We start from the raw sequence: 22,248 nt of genomic DNA, 5'->3' as shown, positions 1-22,248 counted from the left end.
TCTGTCAACGCGCCAGCTTGCCACTTCCCGCTAGAGGCTTGCCGTCGCTTTTAAGCTATAATCCCGCCCTTTAGCTGCCACTCGCCCTTTGCGAGGGCACATTAATCTTTGAGGCGCTTTGCGCCTGCATGCAGACTAAAGAGGCTAGACCCCTGTGGCATTGACGATTCTTGGCCTGTCCGGCGCCCTTAGCCATGATCCTTCCGCAGCGTTGTACATCGACGGCAAGCTGGTCGCGGCGGCTGAGGAAGAGCGCTTTGTGCGCGATAAACATGCAAAGAACCGCATGCCCTACGAGTCGGCGAAGTTCTGCCTCGAGCAGGCCGGCATCAAGCCATCCGACGTTGATGTGGTAGCGATCCCGTTCGCGCCGATCAGCCTGTTCGGCAAGGCTCGCTGGCATTACGCCAAACGTTACTGGTACGCCCCGGACCGCGCGCTCGACGCAATCCTGATGGGCAACCGTCGCTACAAGCGCTATCGCAACAAGATTGTCTGGTGCCTCGAGCAATTGGGTTTCGATCCGAAGAAAATCAAGATCGAGCCGGTCGAGCATCACCTGGCTCACGCCTCTAGCGCTTATCACTGCTCCGGTTTCAAAGAGAAAACCGCGATCCTGGGGATCGATGGCAAGGGTGAGTACGCCACGACCTTTTTCGGTTACGGCGAAAACGGCAAGATCCACAAGATCAAGGAATTCTTCGATCCGGACTCCCTCGGCGGCCTGTACGGCGCGATCACCGAGTTCCTCGGTTTCGAGATGCTCGACGGTGAGTTCAAGGTCATGGGCATGGCGCCGTATGGTGACGCCAGCAAATACGATTTCTCGCGCCTGGCTTCGTTCGAGAACGGCGAGCTGGTGATCAACACCGACTACGCCAACGTCATCGGCCTGCGTCGTTATAAAGAGAAAGGCAAAGGTTTCTACTTCTCGCCGAAGCTGATCGAGTGGCTGGGGCCGAAGCGCGAAGGCGACATCGCTGACGAGCCGTACATCCATTACGCCGCGAGCATGCAAGCGCTGTTCGAAAAGATCTCGCTGCAGATGATCGACCATTACCTGGGCGACGTGCTCAAGGAAACCGGCAAGCTGGCCTTCGCCGGTGGCTGTGCGTTGAACGTCAAGCTGAACCAGAAAATCATCGCCCGCGATGACGTTAAAGAACTGTTCGTGCAGCCAGCGTCCGGCGATGCCGGCACCGCGGTCGGCGCGGCGGCCTATGTGTCCCACGCCCGTGGTGTGCCGGTCGAGAAGATGGAACACGTCTACCTCGGCCCGTCGTACACCAACGAAGACGTGCTCGCCGCGTGTGCCCGTCACCCGAGCAAGCCGGTCTGGCGCAAGCTTGAGAACATGCCGGAAAACATCGCCAAAATCATGGTCGATGGCAACCCGGTAGCCTGGTTCCAGGGCCGCATGGAGTTCGGTCCGCGCGCCTTGGGCGGTCGTTCGATCATTGGTTGCCCGAGTGCGACTGGCGTGGCTGACCGCATCAACCACCAGATCAAGTTCCGCGAGCGCTGGAGGCCTTTCTGCCCGTCGATGCTCGACACCGTGGCCCCGCAGATGATCAAGGTCGACCACCCGGCGCCGTTCATGACCTTCACCTTCGAAGTGGCAGAAGAGTGGAAAACCCGCGTACCGGAAGTCGTCCACGAAGACGGTACGTCCCGGGCCCAGGTGCTCAAGCGCGAATACAACCCGCGTTACTACGACATGATGAAGGCGCTGGAAGTACTGACCGGCAACGGCGTGTCGCTGAATACCTCGCTCAACCGTCGTGGCGAACCGATGATCTGCTCGCCAACGGACGCCCTGAACATGTTCTTCGGTTCCGATCTACAGTATCTGATCATGGAAGACATCCTGGTGGTCAAAGAGGGCGCGGACGCATATGACACGCTCGGCTGAACGCCATGTGTTGCAGTTCTGTCACGGCTATGACGGGCCGTTTCTGGACTGCGCCCGGCAGTACGCCAGCCTGTTCGCGGGGACCGGTTATCGGGTGACCACGGTGTTTCTGACCGGGGCTGCCGATGCCGAAGTTGCCGCGGGCTGCGCTTGCGATGAAGTGCTGTTCATGGAATACAGCTCCAAGGCCATTCGTGGCCTGAAGCTGGGCGCCATCAGCGATCTGCGCAAGATCGCTGCCTCGCGCAATTTCAGTTTTTGCATCGCTCACCGTTTCAAGCCTATTTATATCGCCTTGCTCGGCACGTCGTTGCCGGTGATTGGCGTGCATCACGCGTTTGACGATTACAAGCGCGGCACGCGCAAACTCTTCGCCAATATTTTCCGCAAGCGCCTGAGCCTGCTCGGGGTTTCCGATGCCGTGCGCGACGACATGCGCCATTGCCTGCCGAAGTGGCCGACGGCGCGGATTCAGACGCTCTATAACCGTATCGATGTGCAGACCTTGCAGGACAGCCAGGTGTCGGTTCGCGAGGCCCGGGAAACCCTCGGCCTGGCGCCGGATGCCTGGGTTGTCGGCAATGTCGGACGGCTGCATCCGGACAAGGATCAGACCACGCTGCTGCACGGTTTTGCTGCGGCATTGCCGGGTTTGCCGGCGAGCAGTCAATTGGTGATTCTCGGTGCCGGTCGACTGGAACAGGACCTCAAGGCCCTGGCCCGTGAGTTGGGCATTGGCGACCGGGTGCTGTTTCTCGGGCAGGTGCCTGAAGCACGGCGTTATTTCCGTGCCTTCGATGTGTTCGCCCTGAGTTCCGATCACGAACCGTTCGGCATGGTGCTGCTGGAAGCCATGGCTGCCGGCGTGCCCTTGCTCGCCACGGCGTGTGGCGGGGCGAAGGAAGTGGTCGAGGGTGTCGGTATTCTGTTCCCGCTGGGCGATGCCGAACACTTGGCTCAAGGACTGCAACATCTGGCCGCGATGGACGAGCAGCAGCGTCACCAGTGTGCCGAGCTGATGCTCGATCGCTTGCGTGAGCGCTTCTCCGACCGCGCGGTACGCGATGCCTTCTGGCGTTTGCCGCACGTTACCGAACTGGCGCCGAGGGGCTGATGCTCAACCGATTTCAAGGCTGGCGCGAACGTGGCTGGGCGGTAGTCGACGCCTCGACATATGCCCAGGCCTGGCAACGATATGGCGGCAGCGTCGCCACTCATCCCATGGTGGTCGAGCGGCTTTCGCAGTTGGCCGACATTCCTGTGCGCTACCTGGCCTGGGAGCAAAACGGTGAAGTCAAAGCCGCGATCCCGACCTGGGGGCGCGACCTCGCGTTGTCCAAGGACGTACTCAAACGCTGCGGTAAAAAAGGCCTGTTCGACCTCGGTAATGCCGAGTTCATCCTGCCGGCCGCAGCCGATGCACAAGCGCCGCTACGTCATCGTGGACGCTACCTGTCGGCGCTGAATGAAGGCCGCTTCACCGGCATCAAGTTGCAGGCTGAACAGTTGGCGATGGCCCGCACTCCCGAAGAACTGTCGAAGAAGTTTCGCTACAACCAGCGCCGTGAATTGCGATTGCTGGAAGAAGCGGGCGGAGTGGTTCGGCCGGTCGCCGAGTTTTCCAGCAGTGAACTGGCGGCGATCTATTGCGACCTGTTCCAGCGTCGCTGGGGCTTCCCGGCGACGGGGGCCGAGCGCATGGCTGAGGTCATCGAGTTGCTGCGTGATTTGCTGATCGGCTCGGTGATTTTCCTCAACGATGCGCCAATAGCGATTCAACTGGTCTACCGTGTCGAGACACCGCAGTGGATCAGCGTCGAGTACATCAATGGCGGCGTCGATCCTGAAACCCGCGAATTCAGTCCGGGCAGCGTGCTGAGTTTTCTCAATACGCAAAGCGCCTGGGAGCATGCCCGGGCGTTGGACAAACCCTTGCGCTTTTCTTTCGGCCGCGCCGACCGTGAATACAAGGATCGCTGGTGCAATCCTGTGCCGGTGTTCACCGTATGAGTCAGCCCATGAACCGCAAACAGCAATTGCTCAAGCGCCATCGGCGCAACAAACGCATCGGTCTGCTCATCGCGCTGGTGCTTTTGATTGCCATGGGTGTGCTGGTGAGCTGGTGGCTGCCGTTGGTGCTCGCGGTTCTGGGCTGGATTGCCCACGAGGCATGGTTTGCCGACCATTTGTTTTATTCGCCCAAAGACGATTATCAGTACAGCTTTCCACCGTACACCCAGCAGCCCAAGGTTCATCTTGACGGTGAGCGTTTGCGCCTGGACGACGCTGTCATGCTGGTCGACGACGCCACGCTGGTCTTGGCGCTGCGGATAAAAAGCACTTGGCTGGGCCGCTTCATCGATCCCGTGGTCGAGTTGTCGGGGGGGGACCACCCGGACCGGCAAACGTTCGAGCGTGGTGTGAACGGCCTGCGTTACCTCAACCTCAGTGGTCAGGCGCACGTTCTGTCGCAAGGTGAGTTACGCCTGCGCGGGCGATTCTGCCGACTGCTGGGTGAGCCGGTGCTCAGGGTGTTCGAGCATCCGGATTACAGCCGTCAACGGGTGATGGTGATCGCGCCCCATGCCGACGATGCCGAGTTGGCCGCATTCGGCTTGTACAGCAGCGCCAGTCAAAGTTGGATCGTGACCCTGACCGCCGGTGAAATAGAGGCCGGGCACTATCAGCAGATGGGGCTCAATGGTGTCGAAGCGTCTCGGTTGAAAGGCTCGCTTCGCGCCTGGGACAGTCTGAGCGTACCGCTGTGGGGCGGTGTACCTCAGGAACGCTGCATTCAGTTGGGGTATTTCTGCCTGCAATTGCCCGCCATGCAAAGCACGCCGACCGAGGCCGTGGTGTCCCGTGAGGCACAACTGGGGGATACCCGATATTTTCGACGGTTCAATCCGTTTGCCCTGGGCAGTGACGTCGATGGCATACCGTCCTGGAACAATCTGCTGGCCGACCTGAGTGAGTTGATCGAGCGTATCCAGCCTCAGGTCATCGTTTTGCCACATCCGCGTTTCGACCCGCACCCAGACCATCTATGCTCACAGCAAGCGGTGATGCAGGCACTGAACGGTACAGCCTGGCAGCCCGAAACCTTATTGCATTACGCCAATCATCTACACGACAACGATCGCTGGCCAATGGGTGATGCCGGTACCGGTGTAACACTGCCGCCACAGATCAATGATCACGAACCGTTGCGGCCCTGGGCGCTTTGTTTGTCGGCTGAAAAGCAGTGGCACAAGGCTATGTCGTTGGGCATGATGCACGACCTTCAGCCCCGACTTCCCCTCAAGCGTCTACTTCGCCGGGCGATACAACGCTGTCTGGCGGCCCGACGCTGGCCGGCTTTCGGCGAAAACGAGTTCTTCCGTAAAGCGGTGCGACGCCACGAATTATTCTGGGTCCAAGAGCTGTCTGGAAAGAGAGAGACCAATTGAAAGTTCTGTTTCTGGTGCAGAAAGAGCAGCGAGCGATCCTCGATCGACTGTATGACGGTATCGCCGAGCATTGCGACTGCGACAAGCGTGAGCTGACCAGCGCGGAGCAGGACGACTTGCGTGGATATTTTCGCAAGCATGTCGATGTGACCCGCTACGACCGGATTGTTTTTTTCCTGCGCTTCAAAAAAGAAATCAGACAGGTGAGGTTCATACAAACCCTGCCCAATCTGGTTATTCTGGAACACGATGCGTACCAGAACTACATCCCGTGCAAGTACACCGGCAAGTTCAGCGCCCATTACCGCAAGCTGCCTTGGGCGCGGGTGATCAGCTCGGGCTTCATGGTCAGCCAGCGCTTGCGCGAGGAAGGGTTTGACGCGCATTTCGTGCCCAAGGGCTACGATCAGGCACTGTTGCAAAACTGCCAGCGTGAACGGGATATCGAGCTGGGTTTTGTCGGCAGTCTCAACAGCGTGGCGTATGCCGGGCGCAAGGCCATGCTCGAGTCCGTGGCCGAAGTGGAAAACCTGCTGATCACCCGCACCAAGTCGGGTGAAGAATACTGCGAGACGTTGAGCCGGATCCGTTACTTCGTGAGTGCCGACGTCGGCATGGGCGAATACATGATCAAGAATTTCGAGGCCATGGCCTGTGGTTGTGTGCTGTTTGCTTACGATCAAGGGGAAGCCGAGAATCGCGCGCTGGGGTTTGTCGATATGCACAACATCGTGCTCTATCGAACCCGCGACGAACTCAGGGAAAAACTGGCGGTGTTGCGCGAGTCCCCCCAGCTGACCGAGACCATTTCATTGGCCGGACAGGCTTTGGTAGAGCAGCGTTACACGTTCCGGGCTGTAGGGCATGCGATTGTCGACGCCCTGCGTGCGCCGCTGCGCGAGCATGTCCCGCTAGGCTGGAAAGAAAAATTACGCTTGTCGCTGGGGCTGTGAAGCCGGGCAATTAAACAACCTATGGTGCGGTGCAAATAAATGCTGTTCAGCGAGACTAGCGACATTTCGGTTGTAATCACTAGTTGCGGTCGCTTCGATCTGTTGAAGCGTACCCTCGAGACGTTCGACCGGTTCAACACGGCTCCCATCCGTAAGGTGTTCATTACAGAGGACTCCGGCGACAGCGCCGTAGAGGCCTGTATTCCGGAGCACTGGAGGGCGCATACCCAGTTCTTCATCAACAAGCCACGCCTGGGGCAGTTGCGGTCCATCGATGCCGCTTATGCTCAGGTTCAGACATCGTGGATTTTCCACTGTGAAGACGACTGGGACTTCTACCGCGAAGGGTTCATCGAAGAGTCCCAATGCCTGCTGGAGGAAGATCCGCAGGCACTGCAAGTGTGGCTGCGCAGCTTCAATCATGACCTGATGGTTCACAGCCCTTACGTGTTCCTGAACGAGCGCAAAGTCAGCCATGGCATTCCTTTCTACGTACTGGGCTCGCAAAAAGCCGAGTGGCAAGGTTTTTCCTTTAATCCAGGGCTGCGCCGTCGCGCGGATTACTTGATGCATGCACCGTATTCCGGATTTTCCGGGGAGAAAGACCTGTCGCGTCTGTATGCTGGCGAAAACCGCTACGCGTTGATTCTGGAAAATGACGCGGTGTTACACACCGGTTTCGGTGAGCATGTGGTGGTCCCGAAGGAGCGGGAGAACAAATTACGGCGTAAACGTCTCGATCGGCTGAAGCTGATCGCAGCTCTTATCTTGGGTCTGGCAATAGGTTGGGTGCTACATGGAATTTAGCGGCATGAGGCCAGGAAAGAACACCATGGTGTATTTCGGAACGGCGCTCTGTTTGTTCCTTTTGAGCTTTGTGGTGGGCTGGTCGTCGAAGTGGACCAACAACCTGTTCTACGCCTTGATGGTATTGCCGGGCCTGATCTTCCTGATCAAGGAACGCGGTGCGGGCTTGCTCAAGGAGCCGCTGGCGTGGGGTTGGCTGGCGTTCATTCTATGGTTTCTGGTGCCTGCGACGATTGCAGGGCAGATGCAGTTCTACAAACACGTCTTCTATGTACTGATGTTCGTCATGGTGGCCGGCGCCTTCACCGATCCGCAGTTCTTCCGCAGTGCGGCGTTTGTTCGCGCTCAGTTCTGGATTCTGACGTTGTACATTTTCGGCAGCGCGCTCTACGGTTGGGCCACCGGTGAGTTCGCCGTCGGCGGTCGGGTGGCGCTGCTTCCGGCGCGCCTGGAGAACGTCATCTACGCCAGCATTTGGCTGTTCTGTGCGTTGGCGCTGGCGCTGCCAATCTGGCTCAGGGACCGAAAGTACATCGAAGCTGGCCTGGCCATCGTTTTGTCAGTGTTCGCGGTAGCCTTCGTCCTGCAGACGCGTACTGCGTTTGTGGGGGCTGTGTTCCTGTTTAGTCTCTGGGTGCTTTACGGTATTTACCACAAGCCGCGGCTGGTAGGCGGTGCGGTGGCAATTTGCGCAATCGTTTTAGGCCTGCTGTTCCTGGTGGTGCACAACGAAGCCTGGTACCAGTCCCTCTGGAACCGAGGTGATTCATATCGCATCGAGATTTTCCATATCATGGTCGGCGAGTGGCGCCACTGCGGCTGGGCACTGGGCTGTGGCATCAACTTCCACACCACCCAGGTACTCGATGGCTGGATGCCGATTCAGCATCCGCACAACATTTTCGTAGCACTGGGGCTGTACAGCGGCGGAGTCGCTCTGGCGTTGTTCGTAGCGCTGATGGCCGCCTCCCTTTGGCAGGCCTGGCGTCTGCGCGACGTGTGGGGTATGTACCTGGCGTGTGCGCTGGTGATGCTGAACTTCGATGGCAGTTTGCTGATTGGTAACCCTGACGAGTTGTGGCCACTGGTACTGCTGCCCGCAGCGATGATCCTGTCTCGCGTGCTGAAGGCGCGACAACCCGCGCTGGCGTAATGCCTGGCCTTCGCTTCCTCCCCGGAAGCGAAGGCGCTCAGATCATTTTTGCAGGGCGACGCTCAGCTCCTCCGGGGAGCAGATGCTCTGGGTCTGGCCATAATTGTGCATGAAGACTTCGCCGCGATCGTCGAGCAACCATTGCCGATCTTGCGGGTAGCGCACCATATGCTTGAAGTTGCGCAGCCGCAGAGTCTTGCGCAGCGGACGTCGATACACCCGCATGTCGGCGATGTCGATCAGGCCCAGCTGATGCTCGGGTGTGAGCACGATGTTGCCCAGGTGCGCCGAGCGAAAATAAATCCCCCGCTCATGCAAAGTGGCCATGAAGACCCCCAATTGGCCGCGCAACGGATCGGCATCGCCCTCAATGTCCAGCAGCTGACGCAGGGTCTGGCCCGGCAGTGGATCGTAGTGCACGGCATCGCGCTCGATACTCGCAATACGGTAAACCTGACGAATCGACGGGCAGGGGATGTGCCGTTCACGCAACGCATCGCAGTTGTCGGCAAAGCGTTTGGCGTACGGGTACCACGCGGCCGACGTCAGCAGGCGTTTGCGGCGAAACAGTTTGAGTATTGAACCGTCCGTCAACCGCAGAACCTTGTCCCCCGAACCATCCGCTTCAAGGACTTGTGCTCCCTCGCGCAGGGCGAGATATCGGGTGTGATCAAGCGCTTGCATCAATACTCCGGGTTGGGCGCCGTGAGGCATGGATAGCCGGCCATGTTACCGCAGCTCAGCGACTAAAATGGCCTGTGTTACACTCGCGGGCTCTTTTCTCATACAACGGGTTCTCATGACCAGCCCTGATTCGCCTGCGCCGTCGAGCTTGAAGATTTACCTGCGCCTGCTGTCGTATGTGCGCCCGTACTGGGGCATGTTTGCCATCAGTATCGTCGGCTTTGTGATTTTTGCCTCGACGCAGCCCATGCTCGCAGGGATTCTCAAATATTTCGTCGATGGTCTGAGCAACCCTGAAGCGGTGCTCTTCCCGACTGTTCCCTACCTGAAAGACTTGCAGTTGCTGATGGCCGTGCCGCTGCTGATCATCCTGATCGCCGCCTGGCAAGGCCTGGGATCGTTTCTGGGTAACTATTACCTGGCCAAAGTGTCGTTGGGGCTGGTCCACGACTTGCGTGTCGAGCTGTTCAACAAGTTGCTGGTATTGCCCAATCGTTATTTCGACACCCATAACTCCGGGCACCTGATTTCGCGCATCACCTTCAACGTGACCATGGTCACCGGTGCTGCCACGGACGCCATCAAAGTGGTCATTCGTGAAGGCCTGACCGTGGTGTTCCTGTTTGCTTACCTGTTGTGGATGAACTGGAAACTGACCCTGGTGATGCTGGCGATCCTGCCAATCATCGCGATTATGGTGAGCAGCACCAGCAAAAAATTCCGCAAGCAGAGCAAGAAAATCCAGGTGGCGATGGGCGACGTGACTCACGTGGCCTCCGAAACCATTCAGGGCTATCGCGTGGTGCGCAGCTTCGGTGGCGAGAGCTATGAAGAACGTCGTTTCGCCGAAGCCAGCCAGGGCAACACCGACAAGCAACTGCGCATGACCAAGACCGGTGCGGTCTACACGCCCATGCTGCAATTGGTGATCTACACCGCCATGGCAGTGCTGATGTTCCTGGTGCTGTTCCTGCGCGGCGATGCCACCGCCGGTGACCTGGTGGCCTACATCACCGCGGCGGGCCTGCTGCCCAAGCCGATTCGGCAGCTGTCGGAAGTCAGCTCGACAATTCAGAAAGGCGTTGCCGGTGCCGAGAGCATTTTCGAGCAACTGGACGTCGAGCCCGAGATTGACCAGGGTACCGTCGAGCGTGATCGCGTCAGCGGCCACCTGGAAGTGCGCAACCTGAGCTTCACCTATCCAGGGACCGAGCGTGAAGTGCTGAAGAACATCAGCTTCACGGCGGCACCGGGGCAAATGATTGCCCTGGTCGGTCGCTCGGGTAGTGGCAAGTCGACCCTGGCCAGCCTGATTCCGCGCTTCTATCACCACGAAACCGGCGAAATCATGCTCGATGACGTGGAAGTCGAAGACTATCGTCTGCGCAATCTGCGTCGACACGTGGCGCAGGTGACGCAGCATGTAACCCTGTTCAACGACACCATCGCCAACAACATCGCTTACGGTGACCTGGCCGGCGCACCACGTGCCGACATTGAAAAGGCTGCCAAGGATGCTTACGCGATGGACTTCATTGCGGAGATGCCGCAGGGCCTGGACACCCAGGTCGGGGAAAACGGCGTGTTGCTGTCCGGTGGCCAGCGTCAGCGCCTGGCGATTGCCCGGGCCTTGTTGAAGAACGCACCGTTACTGATTCTCGACGAGGCAACGTCGGCGCTCGACACCGAGTCCGAGCGGCACATTCAGGCGGCACTGGATCAGGTCATGAAAGGTCGCACCACACTGGTGATTGCTCACCGGTTGTCGACCATCGAGAAAGCCGACCTGATCCTGGTCATGGATCATGGCGAAATCGTCGAGCGCGGCACCCACGCTCAACTGCTGGCGCAAAACGGCTACTACTCCCGCCTGCATGCTATGGGCCTGGACGAGCCGGTTACTGCGGGTATCGCCTGACCCCCGCTGGCCGCCACCGAGGGGTGGCGGCCGCAAAAAATCCTCTCATTAATGCCATGCGCAAGCCCACGCCAACCCTGTGTTAATATCGCGCCCCTGTTCATTTTGTATGTGGGTTGCTCCATGAAGTTGTCCATGCCGCGATTCGATCAAGCCCCTGTCTTGGTGGTCGGCGATGTCATGCTCGACCGTTACTGGCATGGTGGTACCTCACGGATTTCCCCTGAGGCGCCGGTACCGGTAGTCAAGGTCGAGCAAATCGAGGACCGCCCGGGCGGTGCCGCCAACGTTGCGTTGAACATTGCCGCCCTCGGCGCACCGGCCTCGCTGGTCGGCGTGACCGGCGACGATGAAGCCGCCGACAGTCTGGCCAATAGCCTCAAAGGCGCTGGCGTACGGGCGTTGTTCCAGCGCATTGCGCACCAACCGACCATCGTCAAGCTGCGGGTCATGAGCCGTCACCAGCAACTGCTGCGTATCGACTTCGAAGAACCGTTCGCCACCGACGCGCTGGCGTTGGGCGAGCAAGTCGACGAATTGCTCGAAGGCATCAAGGTGCTGGTGCTGTCCGACTATGGCAAAGGCGCGCTGAAAAACCATCAGGTGCTGATCCAGGCGGCCCGTGCCCGTGGCATTCCGGTGCTGGCCGATCCCAAGGGCAAGGATTTCTCGATCTACCGTGGTGCGAGCCTGATCACCCCGAATCTCAGCGAATTCGAAACCATCGTCGGCGGTTGCGCCGATGAGCACGAACTGGTGAGCAAGGGCGCGCAGCTGATGCACGACCTTGACCTTGGCGCATTGCTGGTCACCCGCGGCGAACACGGCATGACCCTGTTGCGTCCGGATCATCCGGCGCTGCACCTGCCGGCCCGTGCCCGTGAAGTGTTCGATGTGACCGGTGCCGGCGACACGGTGATTTCCACCTTGGCGGCCGCCATTGCCGCTGGTGAAGAACTGCCCCACGCGGTGGCCCTGGCCAACCTGGCGGCGGGTATCGTGGTCGGCAAACTCGGTACGGCAGCCATCAGCGCGCCGGAACTGCGTCGCGCCATCCAGCGTGAAGAAGGTTCGGAGCGCGGCGTACTCGGCCTGGAGCAACTGTTGCTGGCGGTCGATGATGCGCGTGCGCATAAAGAGAAGATCGTCTTCACCAACGGCTGCTTCGACATTTTGCACGCCGGCCACGTGACCTACCTCGAACAGGCGCGGGCTCAGGGCGATCGCTTGATCGTTGCGGTCAACGACGATGCGTCGGTCAGCCGCCTGAAAGGCCCGGGTCGTCCGATCAACAGCGTCGACCGTCGCATGGCCGTACTGGCAGGTCTGGGCGCCGTGGATTGGGTGATCAGCTTCGCTGAAGGCACTCCGGAAAACCTGCTGCGTGAGGTCAAGCCGGATGTGCTGGTCAAGGGCGGGGACTACGGAATCGAGCAGGTTGTCGGCGCGGACATCGTGACCGCTTACGGCGGAAAGGTGAAAGTGCTGGGGCTGGTGGAAAACAGCTCGACTACCGCGATTGTCGAGAAGATCCGCAAGTCCGAGTAACACTGATCGTTCCCACGTCGAACACGTCTGCGTGGGAACGATCAATCAGGAGCTGACCTTTTTCCGCGGTACGATTCTCTTCAACAATTGCTTCGCCTTCCCACGTAATCGCGCCAAACCTGAATCTTTCCCCGGCGGGCTCAAGCCCTGCTGCCGCACCCAATCCTTCCAGCGAATCCGCTCATCCCTCACCAGCCAGCCTTCCTGCTGGGCAAAACTCTCTGCCAGGTACAACCCGCGAGTACTCGCCGGGTACAGCTGATCCTTTTTCAAGGTGTAGAGCTCGGCCATCGGTTGGCCATCCTGCAGCGGCATCAAGTACAAATCGGGACGTTTCCGATCGAGCCGGGCCACCAGTTGATCGCCTTCCAGTCGCTCGTCGACATGGAACAGGCTCAGGGATTTAGCCTCCTTGGGCACGTCGAGGCGCAAGTCATAGATCAATTGCAGCGAGGCCGTCGGCAAATGCACGTAAGCCCGCGGACGTTCGATCAACTGCATCTTGGCGCAACGCACCGGCCGCGCCGAACCGGACAACGGCGTCAGGCGAAACGGCAGGGCTTCACGGTAATGCAGCGCGGACGAGTAGGGCGCCGGCAGCCAGGTGTCATTGAAGCGACCGCCGAGCCAGCCTTCCGGGGTTTCCAGCAGGCACTCTTCGGCAATTTCCTGAATCGCGGTGTGCAGCGGCAGGTTCAGCTCATGGGCGGGCACGTAACCGGAGATCAGCTTGAGCACCACGTCGCCGCGGTCTTGCCGACGCTGACGCACCAACACCCAGTAATCGCGGTTCTGCCAATGCAGGGTCAGGCGCACCGAAACCCCGAGATTGGCCAGCTCAAGCGAAAACCGCTGAGTGTCGGCGACCGTCACCGGGCGGCGCCGTTGCAGCGTCTGGGAGAAATTGAGTGGCATCCCGACGCTTTGATAACTCAGGCCTTCGGGAGTCGCTTCGACGAATAACGGCAGGGTCTTGAAGTTGCTCGGGTTCTTTCTTATGAGCGTACGCGGCATGTCGGCTCCTGCTTAAGGCCGCGTGGGCGGCATCAGTTTCGACGTAGGACCTGGGCAACGGTCGCGACGTTATGGGCGAGGTGCAGCGGATTGATGGTCCCGACAATAGCACTGGCAACACCCGGATGTTCAAACAACAACTCGAAGCTGGCGCGGACAGGGTCCACCCCCGGGCTCAGGCAAACATGACCGCTGGCGAGGGCTTTTTTGACCAGAATGGCTTTGCCGTGAGCAGCAGCATAGTCAATGACCGGCTTCTCGTTCTGCTGGTTCAGATTGTAGGTGACCATCGCGCAATCACCTTGTTCCAGAGCCTTCAAACCACCTTCGACGGTTTTGCCGGAAAAACCGAAGCCGCGAATCTTGCCTTCGCTCTTCAGCTCGGCGAGGGTCGCATAGACTTCACAGTCGTTGAGGATGGCCAGGTCGTTGCCGTCGGAGTGCACCAGCACCAGATCGATGAAATCCGTTTCCAGCCGTTGCAGACTACGTTCCACCGACCGCCGGGTGTGGGCGGCGCTGAAATCGTGCCTCGACTGGCCGTCGGCAAACTCTTCGCCGACCTTGCTGACGATCACCCAGTCCTGGCGCTGACCCCGCAGCAACGGACCTAGGCGTTCTTCGCTGCGACCATAGGCCGGGGCCGTGTCGATCAGGTTGATGCCCAGGTCGCGCGCGAGTTTGAGCAGCATGCGCGCTTCGTCGTCATCGGGAATCTGGAAGCCGTTGGGGTATTTCACGCCTTGGTCACGGCCGAGTTTGACCGTGCCCAGCCCCAGTGGCGAAACCAGTAGGCCGGTGCTGCCCAACGGGCGGTGCAGATTGTGCAGGGTCGGTTGGCTCATGGCAGCAATTGCTCCCAGGCAGGGACGCCCATCGGCGGTTTTGGCAGGTCGGGCAGCGGCGCCACCGGATGGCTTGGCTGGATGCCGTCGCGCTGCAAGGACGCGATGACGCGATCAGCAAAGTCCGGAGCCAACGCCAGTTTGGTTGGCCAACCGACCAGCAGCCGGCCTTCTTCGGCAAGGAATGCATTGTCAGGACGGGTCAGTCCCGATTGCAACGGCTCGGCGCGATCCACTCGAAGGGTGGCCCATTGCGCTGTGCTCAGGTCGATCCATGGCAGCAACTGGCCGAGTTCTTTCTGCGCGGTGGCAATTTGCTCGGCGGGTTCGCGGGCGACACCTTCGGCTTCAGCGATATCGCCGCCCAGGTACCAGACCCATTGACCATCGGCGGCCGGATGGGTGGTCACGGTAATGCGCGGCTTGGTGCCGCCACCCAGGCAGTGGGCATACAGCGGTTTGAGCCCCGGACCCTTGACGATGATCATGTGCAACGAACGGCGTTGCATGGCGGGCTGGCTCAATCCCAGGGCTTCGAGCAGCGCTGCCGTGCCAGCGCCGGCGCTGAAGACGATGCGCTGGGCACGAATCTCGCGCTCGTCGACCTTCAGGCCGACCAGTTTTCCACCCTCCAGCAACGGTTCGATGTTCTGACCGGCAAGCAGGCCGTCACCCGCCAGATCGGCCAGGCGCCGGATCAGGCTCGGCACATCGATCACCAGTTCCGCCAGACGATAGACCTTGCCCTTGAAGCGCTTGTCTTGCAGGGCGGGCGGCAATTGCTCGCCCTTGACCTGATCGACACGGCCGCGCACGGCCTTGCTGGCGAAGAAACTGGTGAGATTGCCGGCGATCGTGCCGGGGGACCAGAGGTAATGGGCTTCGGACAGCAGGCGCACGCCGGTCAGGTCCAGTTCGCCGTTACCGGCCAGGGCTTCGCGCCAGCGCCGAGGCATGTCGGCGATGGCTTCCGAGGCGCCGGTCAAGGCGCCATGCAATGCGTACTTGGCGCCGCCATGGATGATGCCTTGGGATTTCAAGCTTTGCCCGCCACCGAGGCTGGCGCTTTCCACCAGCACGGTCGAAAAACCCTGGCGGCGCAGGCGCGCATTCAGCCAGAGGCCGGCGACACCAGCGCCGACAATCAAAACGTCGGTGGAAATAACGGATGGCATGCAGCGACCTCAGTATTCAAGACGAGGGCGCAGTATACAGACTCGACGAAGAGGGGATTTGTTGGTGATCAACAGGTCAAACGCAAAACCCTGTGGGAGCGGGCTTGCTCGCGAAAGCGGTATGTCAGGCGACATTTGTGTCGGCTGGCACACTGCATTCGCGAGCAAGTCGGATCGCCGCACCGCCGCTCCCACACTGGATCGTGATTCAGGTCTTAATGCCCGGCGGTTTTGGAGAAGAGTTGGATGACAACGACGCCCAATACGATCAAGGCCATCCCCATCATCGCCGGCACATCCAGTTTCTGCCCGTAGATGAACAGCGCCGCAACGCTGACCATCACGATCCCCATGCCGGCCCACACCGCGTAAGCCACGCCCACCGGAACGCTGCGCACCACCAGCGTGAGCATCCAGAAGGCGATGCCATAACCGACAATAACCAGAATCAGCGGCAGCGGGGTGCTGAAGCCTTTGACCGCTTTCATCGAAACGGTGGCGATCACTTCGGCGCAGATGGCAATGGCCAGGTAGTAGTAAGCGGTCATAGGTGCATCCTCGTGTGAAGTGTTGCTTTCTGAGGTCGGCATTTTAGAGATTCCCCAGATGCGGTAAAGTCATTACCTATCTGTTCTGAAGATGGGTTGAGCCATGAACACGCAATGGAATCTGGAGCAACTGCGGCTGTTTGTCAGCGTAGCGGAGCAGCGTTCGTTTTCTGCGGTAGCGCGGGATCAGCGCAAGGCGCAGTCGGCGGTCAGCAGTTCGATTGCGCTGCTGGAAGAGGACCTGGGCGTCAGCCTGTTCGACCGTAGCAGCGGCCGCCAGCCGAAGCTCACCGCGGCCGGTAACGCGTTGCTGGATGAGGCGCGTGAAGTGCTGCGTCAATGCGAACGCCTTAACGGTCGGGCGCTGGCCATGATGCGCGGCCAGGAGGCGCGTTTGCGTGTGGCCCAGGATGAGGCGATGCCTTATCAGCCGATCATCGAAAGCTTCGAAGCCCTGGCTCAACAATTTCCCAGCCTTGAAGTGCAACTGACCAGCGCGGCCCAGGGCGATGTCGCGCGCAAACTGGTGGAGCGTCGGGCCGATCTGGGGTTGCTGTTTTATCACGACCAGATTCCCGAAGCGCTCGAGCGGCGGGTGTTGGGCAGCGTTGAAATGGTCACGGTGTGCGGCGTCGGGCATCCATTGGCGAAGCAGGCTCAGGTCGATTGTCAGCAACTGGCGCAGCATCGTCAGTTGCTGATGTCCACACAGTCGAGTGTCTATCCCGGAAGCGAACCGGCCAGCCCGCAAGTCTGGCGGGCCGACAGTTTTTACGTGATGGCTGAATGGCTGGTGCGCGGCCTCGGCTGGGCCTGGCTGCCGCGCCACGTGGTGCAGTACCCGGCGTATCAGGGCCTAATGATTGAACTGGTCAGTGAATGGACCCCGCCAGCGCTGGTGGTGGAGCTGGTCTGGCGCCGCGATGAGCCTCTGGGGCCGGCGGCTCGTTGGCTGGCGGAACGTTTTGCCGTGCACTTGCAGACGATCGGTGAAAAAAGCCGATAAACTCCGCCGCCATGAATAGAACTCTCTACACCGCGCTGTTTTACCTGGGGCTGCCACTGGTAGCGATTCGGCTGTGGCTGCGGGCGCGCAAGGCGCCGGCGTACGCCAAGCGCATTGGCGAACGTTTCTCCCTCGGGTTACCGGCGATGAAAACGGGCGGCATCTGGGTGCACGCGGTGTCGGTGGGCGAAAGCATTGCCGCGGCGCCGATGATTCGCGCCTTGCTGCAACGTTATCCACAGTTGCCCATTACCGTGACCTGCATGACCCCGACCGGATCGGAGCGCATCCACGCGCTGTTCGCCAATGAACCGCGCATCCAGCACTGCTATTTGCCTTACGACTTGCCTTGCGCAGCGAAGCGATTCCTTGATCGGGTCCAGCCGAAACTGGCGGTGATTATGGAAACCGAGCTCTGGCCGAACCATATCCATCAGTGCGCCAGGCGTGGGATTCCCGTGGCCCTGGCCAATGCGCGACTGTCCGAGCGTTCGGCCAAGGGCTATGGCCGCTTCGGCAAACTGACCCAGCCGATGCTCGCCGAGATGAGCCTGTTCGCGGTGCAGACCGAGACCGAGGCCCAGCGCTTCCGCAATTTGGGTGCGCGTTCGCAAACCGTGGAAGTGACCGGCTCGATCAAGTTCGACCTGACCATCGACCCGGCACTGCTTCAGCGTGCCGCCGAGTTGCGTGCGCAATGGCAGGCGCAGGAGCGTCCGGTGTGGATTGCGGCCAGTACGCACGAAGGCGAAGACGAAGTAGTGCTGGCGGCTCATCGCCAGTTGCTCGCCAATCATCCCGATGCGTTGCTGATTCTGGTGCCGCGTCATCCAGAGCGTTTCAACCCGGTGTTCGAGCTGTGTCGGCAACAGGGTTTCGCCACGGTCCGTCGCTCCACTGGCGACCCGGTCACCGCGCAAACTTCGGTGCTGCTGGGCGACACCATGGGCGAGTTGCTGTTTCTGTATGCGCTGGCGGACAGCGCGTTTGTCGGCGGCAGTCTGGTGCCGAACGGCGGGCACAACCTGCTGGAGCCGGCGGCTCTGGCCAAACCGGTGTTGAGCGGACCGCACCTGTTTAACTTCCTCGAAATCGCCGCGCAACTGCGCAGTGCCGGGGCGTTGCAGGAAGTGGAGGATGCCGAAGGTCTGGCGCTGGCGGTGCAGCGGCTGTTCGAGTTGCCGCGCGATGCGCAGCGGATGGCGGAGGCGGGGCTGAAAGTCATGCGCACCAATCAGGGCGCGTTGCAGCGGTTGCTGGATGGGTTGGGGCGGTTGATCGAGCGTTAGACCGGGTTGTCTTCATTCGCGAGCAAGCCCGCTCCCACATTGGATCTCCTGCGAACACAAAATTTGTGTAGGGCAGGGGCTAATGTGGGAGCGGGCTTGCTCGCGAATGCTTTTTGCTTTTGCTGTCAGGGGCGGGCTTTGAGTTGCTCCGCCGCAGCCTTCGCCAGATCCGGCGGCAGGAAGTCTTTATCCGGGTTGTAATCAGCCTTGAGATAGCGCGCCAGGTCCTGCAAATCCCCTGGGTTCAACGTGCCCGCGGCCTGTTTCAAACGCAGGTTGTCGAGGATGTAGTCGTAACGCGTGTTGTTGTAGTCGCGCACCGAGGTGTACAGCTGACGCTGGGCATCCAGCACGTCGACGATGTTCCGTGTGCCCACCTGATAACCGATTTCGGTCGCTTCCACCGCGCTCTGGTTGGAGATGATCGACTGCTTGCGCGCCTGTACCTGCTCAACGTCGGTGTTCACTGCGCGATGCAGATTGCGGGTGCTTTCCACCACTTGCCGGCGCAGGGATTCACGTTGCTGCTCGGACTGATCCAGCTGCGCATACGATTGACGCACCTGGGAATTGATCAGGCCGCCGCTGTAGATCGGGATGTTCAGTTGCAGGCCAACCGTCGTTTGCTCGACGTTGCCACCGTAAGGCTGGCCGAAGGCGTTCGGGTTGCTGAAGCCCAGAGCGTCGTTGTCACCTTTCTCGTATTTCGCCACGGCATCCACGGTGGGCGCATGGCCGGCCTTGCGCTGCTTGAGGGTTTCTTCGGCGGCGCTGACGGCGTAGTTGCTCGCGAGCAGATTGAGGTTCTGTCTGGCTGCCGTATCGACCCAGGCCTTGGCGTCGTTCGGTGCTGGCGGCAGGATCGGCAAGGTATGGGCAATGCCCCAGATCGAGTTGTACTGACGGTTGGTCAGGGTGATCAGCGCTTCGAACGCATCATCGACCTGGCGCTGGGCGACGATTCGGTTGGCGCGGGCGGTGTCGTAGCTGGCTTGCGATTGCAGCACATCGGTTTTGTCCGAGAGACCGACGTCGAAGCGTTCGTTGGACTGATCGAGCTGGCGTTTGAACGCGGCTTCTTCGGCCTTGGTTGACGCCAGGTTGTCCTGGGTTCGCAAGACATTGAAGTAGCTGACGGCAGATTGCAGGATCAGGTTTTGCTGGGTTGCCGAGAGCTGCAACGCAGCCTGTTCGTTAACGTCTTTGGCGGCCTGGAACTGGAACCAGCGATCAGCACGGAACAGCGGTTGCGCCAGGGTCGCCTGATAGGAATGAGCATTGCGGTTGGCGGTAGCCGAAGGCTGATCGATCACCGTGCGTACGTTGGCAAGTTCGGCGCCGCCAGAGAGATTGGGCAGCAGCCCGGCGCGGGCCTGGGGCACGACTTCTTTCTGGGCGCCATATTGAGCGATGGCTGCAGCAAGGTCGGCGTTGTTGTCCACCGCTTCCTGATAGACGCTGACCAGATCGTTCTTGGTCGATAAGGGCGCTTCTGCTGCCCAGGCCATTCCATTGGACGCACAAGACACGGCAAGGGCCAGTGAAAGTTTGCGCAGCATGAGGCCATCCCTAAAAAATTACGCTGATAATTTGAGCGCCAAGGCTACGGCGCGGCTCATACAGCGTCAAGGTGCGGTATGGCGTAGCGAGTGTAGTTGTGCGCAACGGCCGCAACAATCCTGTAATTGCGCCATTCATCATGGTGTTTACTGCGGTGTTGGCGTTCTTTGCCGGTTGTGTCTAGACTGACCGGGTTCTTGTCGGGGTGCCTTGCTATGAGGCTGAGATCGAATAATTTCGGATCCCGTTGAACCTGATCAGGTTAGCGCCTGCGTAGGGAACAAGATTTCTCGTCACCCGGCGAGTCCTCTTGTGCTTCGTCCGGGATGTTGTTCGACAATCGAACACCCCTCGAGCACTGAGCACAGCACAGCTGGTTTTCCCAGCGCTCGTGCGTCCATTCGTTACAGGTTCGCTCCGACAAAAAATCCACTGCCTGGATGTGTGTCTGGAGAGCCCGTGATGACTACAAAATCAAAAATCGCAACCAACTTGAGTGACTCGGCCAAGGTCGATCAGCAATCGGTTCAGCCGTTTACCCGCTCGCAAAAAATCTATGTTCAGGGCTCTCGCCCGGACATCCTCGTGCCGATGCGCGAAATCAGCCTTGATGTGACCCCGACCGACTTCGGCGGTGAGGTCAACGCGCCGGTCGTTGTGTACGACACTTCGGGCCCGTACACCGACCCCAACGTCATCATCGACGTGCGCAAAGGTCTCGCCGATGTACGTTCGCCGTGGATCGAATCCCGTGGCGACACCGAGCGCCTGCCAGGTCTGAGTTCCAGCTTCGGTCAGGAGCGCCTCGCCGATGCGGAGCTGACCAAGCTGCGTTTCGCCCACGTGAACAACCCGCGCCGTGCCAAGGCCGGTGCCAACGTCAGCCAGATGCACTACGCCCGCAAAGGCATCATCACCGCCGAGATGGAATACGTCGCCATCCGCGAAAACATGAAGCTTGAAGTGGCCCGCGCCGCTGGCCTGCTGGACCAGCAACACGCCGGTTACAGCTTTGGCGCCAGCGTGCCGAAAATCATCACCCCCGAATTCGTCCGTGAAGAGATCGCCCGCGGTCGCGCGATCATTCCGGCCAACATCAACCACACCGAACTGGAACCGATGATCATCGGCCGTAACTTCCTGGTGAAGATCAACGGCAACATCGGCAACAGCGCTTTGGGTTCGTCCATCGAAGAAGAAGTGGCGAAACTGACCTGGGGCATTCGCTGGGGTTCGGACACGGTCATGGACCTGTCCACCGGCAAACACATTCACGAAACCCGCGAGTGGATCATCCGTAACTCGCCGGTGCCGATCGGTACCGTGCCGATTTATCAGGCCCTGGAAAAAGTCGGCGGCGCCGCAGAAGACCTGACCTGGGAGCTGTTCCGCGACACGCTGATCGAACAGGCCGAGCAGGGCGTCGACTACTTCACCATCCACGCCGGAGTACTGTTGCGCTACGTGCCGCTGACCGCCAAGCGCGTGACCGGCATTGTGTCCCGTGGCGGTTCGATCATGGCCAAGTGGTGCCTGGCGCACCACAAAGAAAACTTCCTCTACACCCATTTCGAAGACATCTGCGAAATCATGAAGGCCTACGACGTCAGCTTCTCGCTGGGCGATGGCCTGCGTCCGGGCTCGATTGCCGACGCCAACGATGCGGCGCAATTCGGTGAGCTGGAAACCCTCGGCGAGCTGACCAAGATCGCGTGGAAACACGACGTGCAATGCATGATCGAAGGCCCGGGCCACGTGCCGATGCAGTTGATCAAAGAGAACATGGACAAGCAGCTGGAATGCTGCGACGAGGCGCCGTTCTACACCCTCGGCCCGCTGACCACGGACATCGCACCAGGCTACGACCACATTACCTCGGGTATCGGCGCGGCGATGATCGGCTGGTTCGGTTGCGCAATGCTCTGCTACGTGACGCCCAAGGAACACTTGGGTCTGCCGAACAAGGATGACGTGAAGACCGGGATCATCACCTACAAGATCGCCGCGCATGCCGCCGATCTGGCAAAAGGGCATCCGGGCGCGCAGATCCGCGACAATGCCTTGAGCAAGGCGCGTTTCGAATTCCGTTGGGAAGACCAGTTCAACCTGGGCCTCGATCCGGACACGGCTCGTTCGTATCACGATGAGACCCTGCCGAAGGATTCGGCCAAGGTCGCGCACTTCTGCTCCATGTGCGGGCCGAAATTCTGTTCGATGAAGATCACCCAGGAAGTCCGCGAATACGCGGCCAACCAGCGCATCGAAACCGTTGATGCCGAAGTCGCCCAGGGATTGGCGGAACAGGCCGAGCGGTTCAAACAGGAAGGCAGTCAGCTGTACAAGAAGGTTTGATCTGACCTGTGATTGACGGCGTCTGTGCTGCCGTC

The 22,248-nt window shown here is 60.0% G+C and carries 18 protein-coding genes and 1 riboswitch; of the genes, 12 read left to right on the top strand and 6 right to left on the bottom strand.

Annotated features, from left to right (window positions below):
* Positions 1 to 154: 154 nt before the first annotated feature.
* From KGB03_RS02055 to KGB03_RS02025, 7 genes are read left to right on the top strand one after another with little or no spacing between them, the layout of a single operon-like run.
* Positions 155 to 1,912, top strand: a complete 1,758-nt coding sequence (locus KGB03_RS02055) for a carbamoyltransferase (RefSeq protein ID WP_111449307.1) — start codon at positions 155 to 157, stop codon at positions 1,910 to 1,912.
* On the top strand, positions 1,896 to 3,026 hold the full coding sequence (locus tag KGB03_RS02050; RefSeq protein WP_218536936.1) for a glycosyltransferase: 1,131 nt from the start codon (positions 1,896 to 1,898) through the stop codon (positions 3,024 to 3,026). The genes KGB03_RS02055 and KGB03_RS02050 overlap by 17 nt, the downstream gene beginning before the upstream one ends.
* Complete coding sequence (locus KGB03_RS02045) at positions 3,026 to 3,922, top strand: antimicrobial resistance protein Mig-14 (protein ID WP_111449305.1); 897 nt, start codon at positions 3,026 to 3,028, stop codon at positions 3,920 to 3,922. Before KGB03_RS02050 ends, KGB03_RS02045 begins: the two co-directional genes overlap by 1 nt.
* Positions 3,923 to 3,930: 8 nt before the next feature.
* Entirely contained in the window at positions 3,931 to 5,361 is a 1,431-nt protein-coding gene (locus tag KGB03_RS02040) for a PIG-L deacetylase family protein (RefSeq protein ID WP_223526132.1), read from the top strand.
* Positions 5,358 to 6,314: a glycosyltransferase gene (locus KGB03_RS02035; RefSeq protein WP_192409952.1), complete on the top strand. Its 957-nt coding sequence runs from the start codon at positions 5,358 to 5,360 to the stop codon at positions 6,312 to 6,314. The genes KGB03_RS02040 and KGB03_RS02035 overlap by 4 nt, the downstream gene beginning before the upstream one ends.
* 39 nt (positions 6,315 to 6,353) lie before the next feature.
* Positions 6,354 to 7,121: a glycosyltransferase family 2 protein gene (locus KGB03_RS02030; protein ID WP_192409953.1), complete on the top strand. Its 768-nt coding sequence runs from the start codon at positions 6,354 to 6,356 to the stop codon at positions 7,119 to 7,121.
* 25 nt (positions 7,122 to 7,146) lie between these two features.
* Positions 7,147 to 8,274: an O-antigen ligase domain-containing protein gene (locus KGB03_RS02025; RefSeq protein ID WP_223526130.1), complete on the top strand. Its 1,128-nt coding sequence runs from the start codon at positions 7,147 to 7,149 to the stop codon at positions 8,272 to 8,274.
* Between the two features lie 42 nt (positions 8,275 to 8,316).
* Here the strand turns inward: KGB03_RS02025 and KGB03_RS02020 are convergent, their stop codons facing one another.
* On the bottom strand, positions 8,317 to 8,958 hold the full coding sequence (locus KGB03_RS02020) for a toluene tolerance protein (protein ID WP_218536940.1): 642 nt from the start codon (positions 8,956 to 8,958) through the stop codon (positions 8,317 to 8,319).
* 115 nt (positions 8,959 to 9,073) lie between these two features.
* Between KGB03_RS02020 and msbA the strand changes: the two genes are divergently transcribed.
* Together msbA and hldE are read left to right on the top strand one after the other, a co-directional pair.
* Positions 9,074 to 10,876 (top strand): lipid A export permease/ATP-binding protein MsbA, encoded by a 1,803-nt coding sequence (gene msbA, locus KGB03_RS02015; protein ID WP_192409956.1) that lies wholly within the window; start codon positions 9,074 to 9,076, stop codon positions 10,874 to 10,876.
* 123 nt (positions 10,877 to 10,999) lie between these two features.
* Positions 11,000 to 12,424, top strand: coding sequence for a bifunctional D-glycero-beta-D-manno-heptose-7-phosphate kinase/D-glycero-beta-D-manno-heptose 1-phosphate adenylyltransferase HldE (hldE, locus tag KGB03_RS02010; protein ID WP_223526128.1), 1,425 nt, complete (start codon positions 11,000 to 11,002; stop codon positions 12,422 to 12,424).
* A 45-nt stretch (positions 12,425 to 12,469) separates the two neighbouring features.
* Here the strand turns inward: hldE and KGB03_RS02005 are convergent, their stop codons facing one another.
* The 4 genes from KGB03_RS02005 to KGB03_RS01990 all read right to left on the bottom strand — a co-directional run bounded on the left by KGB03_RS02005 (position 12,470) and on the right by KGB03_RS01990 (position 16,006).
* Positions 12,470 to 13,438, bottom strand: coding sequence for a hypothetical protein (locus tag KGB03_RS02005; RefSeq protein WP_008146227.1), 969 nt, complete (start codon positions 13,436 to 13,438; stop codon positions 12,470 to 12,472).
* 32 nt (positions 13,439 to 13,470) lie between these two features.
* On the bottom strand, positions 13,471 to 14,283 hold the full coding sequence (locus KGB03_RS02000; protein ID WP_223526126.1) for an aldo/keto reductase: 813 nt from the start codon (positions 14,281 to 14,283) through the stop codon (positions 13,471 to 13,473).
* A complete protein-coding gene (locus tag KGB03_RS01995; protein WP_223526123.1) occupies positions 14,280 to 15,458 on the bottom strand; it encodes an NAD(P)/FAD-dependent oxidoreductase in 1,179 nt (392 codons plus the stop codon). Before KGB03_RS01995 ends, KGB03_RS02000 begins: the two co-directional genes overlap by 4 nt.
* Positions 15,459 to 15,673: 215 nt before the next feature.
* The gene (locus tag KGB03_RS01990; protein WP_008146221.1) at positions 15,674 to 16,006 is read right to left on the bottom strand and encodes a DMT family transporter; all 333 of its coding nucleotides are present in this window, start codon (positions 16,004 to 16,006) and stop codon (positions 15,674 to 15,676) included.
* 103 nt (positions 16,007 to 16,109) lie between these two features.
* Between KGB03_RS01990 and KGB03_RS01985 the strand changes: the two genes are divergently transcribed.
* Positions 16,110 to 17,012 (top strand): LysR family transcriptional regulator, encoded by a 903-nt coding sequence (locus KGB03_RS01985; protein WP_223526121.1) that lies wholly within the window; start codon positions 16,110 to 16,112, stop codon positions 17,010 to 17,012.
* A gap of 11 nt (positions 17,013 to 17,023) precedes the next feature.
* Positions 17,024 to 18,301 (top strand): lipid IV(A) 3-deoxy-D-manno-octulosonic acid transferase, encoded by a 1,278-nt coding sequence (gene waaA, locus KGB03_RS01980; RefSeq protein ID WP_218536946.1) that lies wholly within the window; start codon positions 17,024 to 17,026, stop codon positions 18,299 to 18,301.
* A gap of 125 nt (positions 18,302 to 18,426) precedes the next feature.
* Here the strand turns inward: waaA and KGB03_RS01975 are convergent, their stop codons facing one another.
* Positions 18,427 to 19,860 carry a TolC family outer membrane protein gene (locus KGB03_RS01975; RefSeq protein ID WP_111449291.1) on the bottom strand — a complete coding sequence of 478 codons (1,434 nt, stop codon included), beginning with the start codon at positions 19,858 to 19,860 and terminating at the stop codon, positions 18,427 to 18,429.
* A gap of 192 nt (positions 19,861 to 20,052) precedes the next feature.
* Positions 20,053 to 20,158, top strand: a riboswitch (TPP riboswitch).
* Between the two features lie 165 nt (positions 20,159 to 20,323).
* On the opposite strand from KGB03_RS01975, the gene thiC reads away from it, so the two are divergent.
* Positions 20,324 to 22,213, top strand: a complete 1,890-nt coding sequence (gene thiC, locus KGB03_RS01970; protein ID WP_218536947.1) for a phosphomethylpyrimidine synthase ThiC — start codon at positions 20,324 to 20,326, stop codon at positions 22,211 to 22,213.
* The last annotated feature ends 35 nt before the right edge of the window (positions 22,214 to 22,248 follow it).

The organism is Pseudomonas sp. BF-B-26 (assembly GCF_019956495.1).
Classification (GTDB): Bacteria; Pseudomonadota; Gammaproteobacteria; order Pseudomonadales; family Pseudomonadaceae; genus Aquipseudomonas.
The sequence above is the reverse complement of the archived record's forward strand: the minus strand, read 5'-3'. Positions and strand labels throughout refer to the sequence as shown.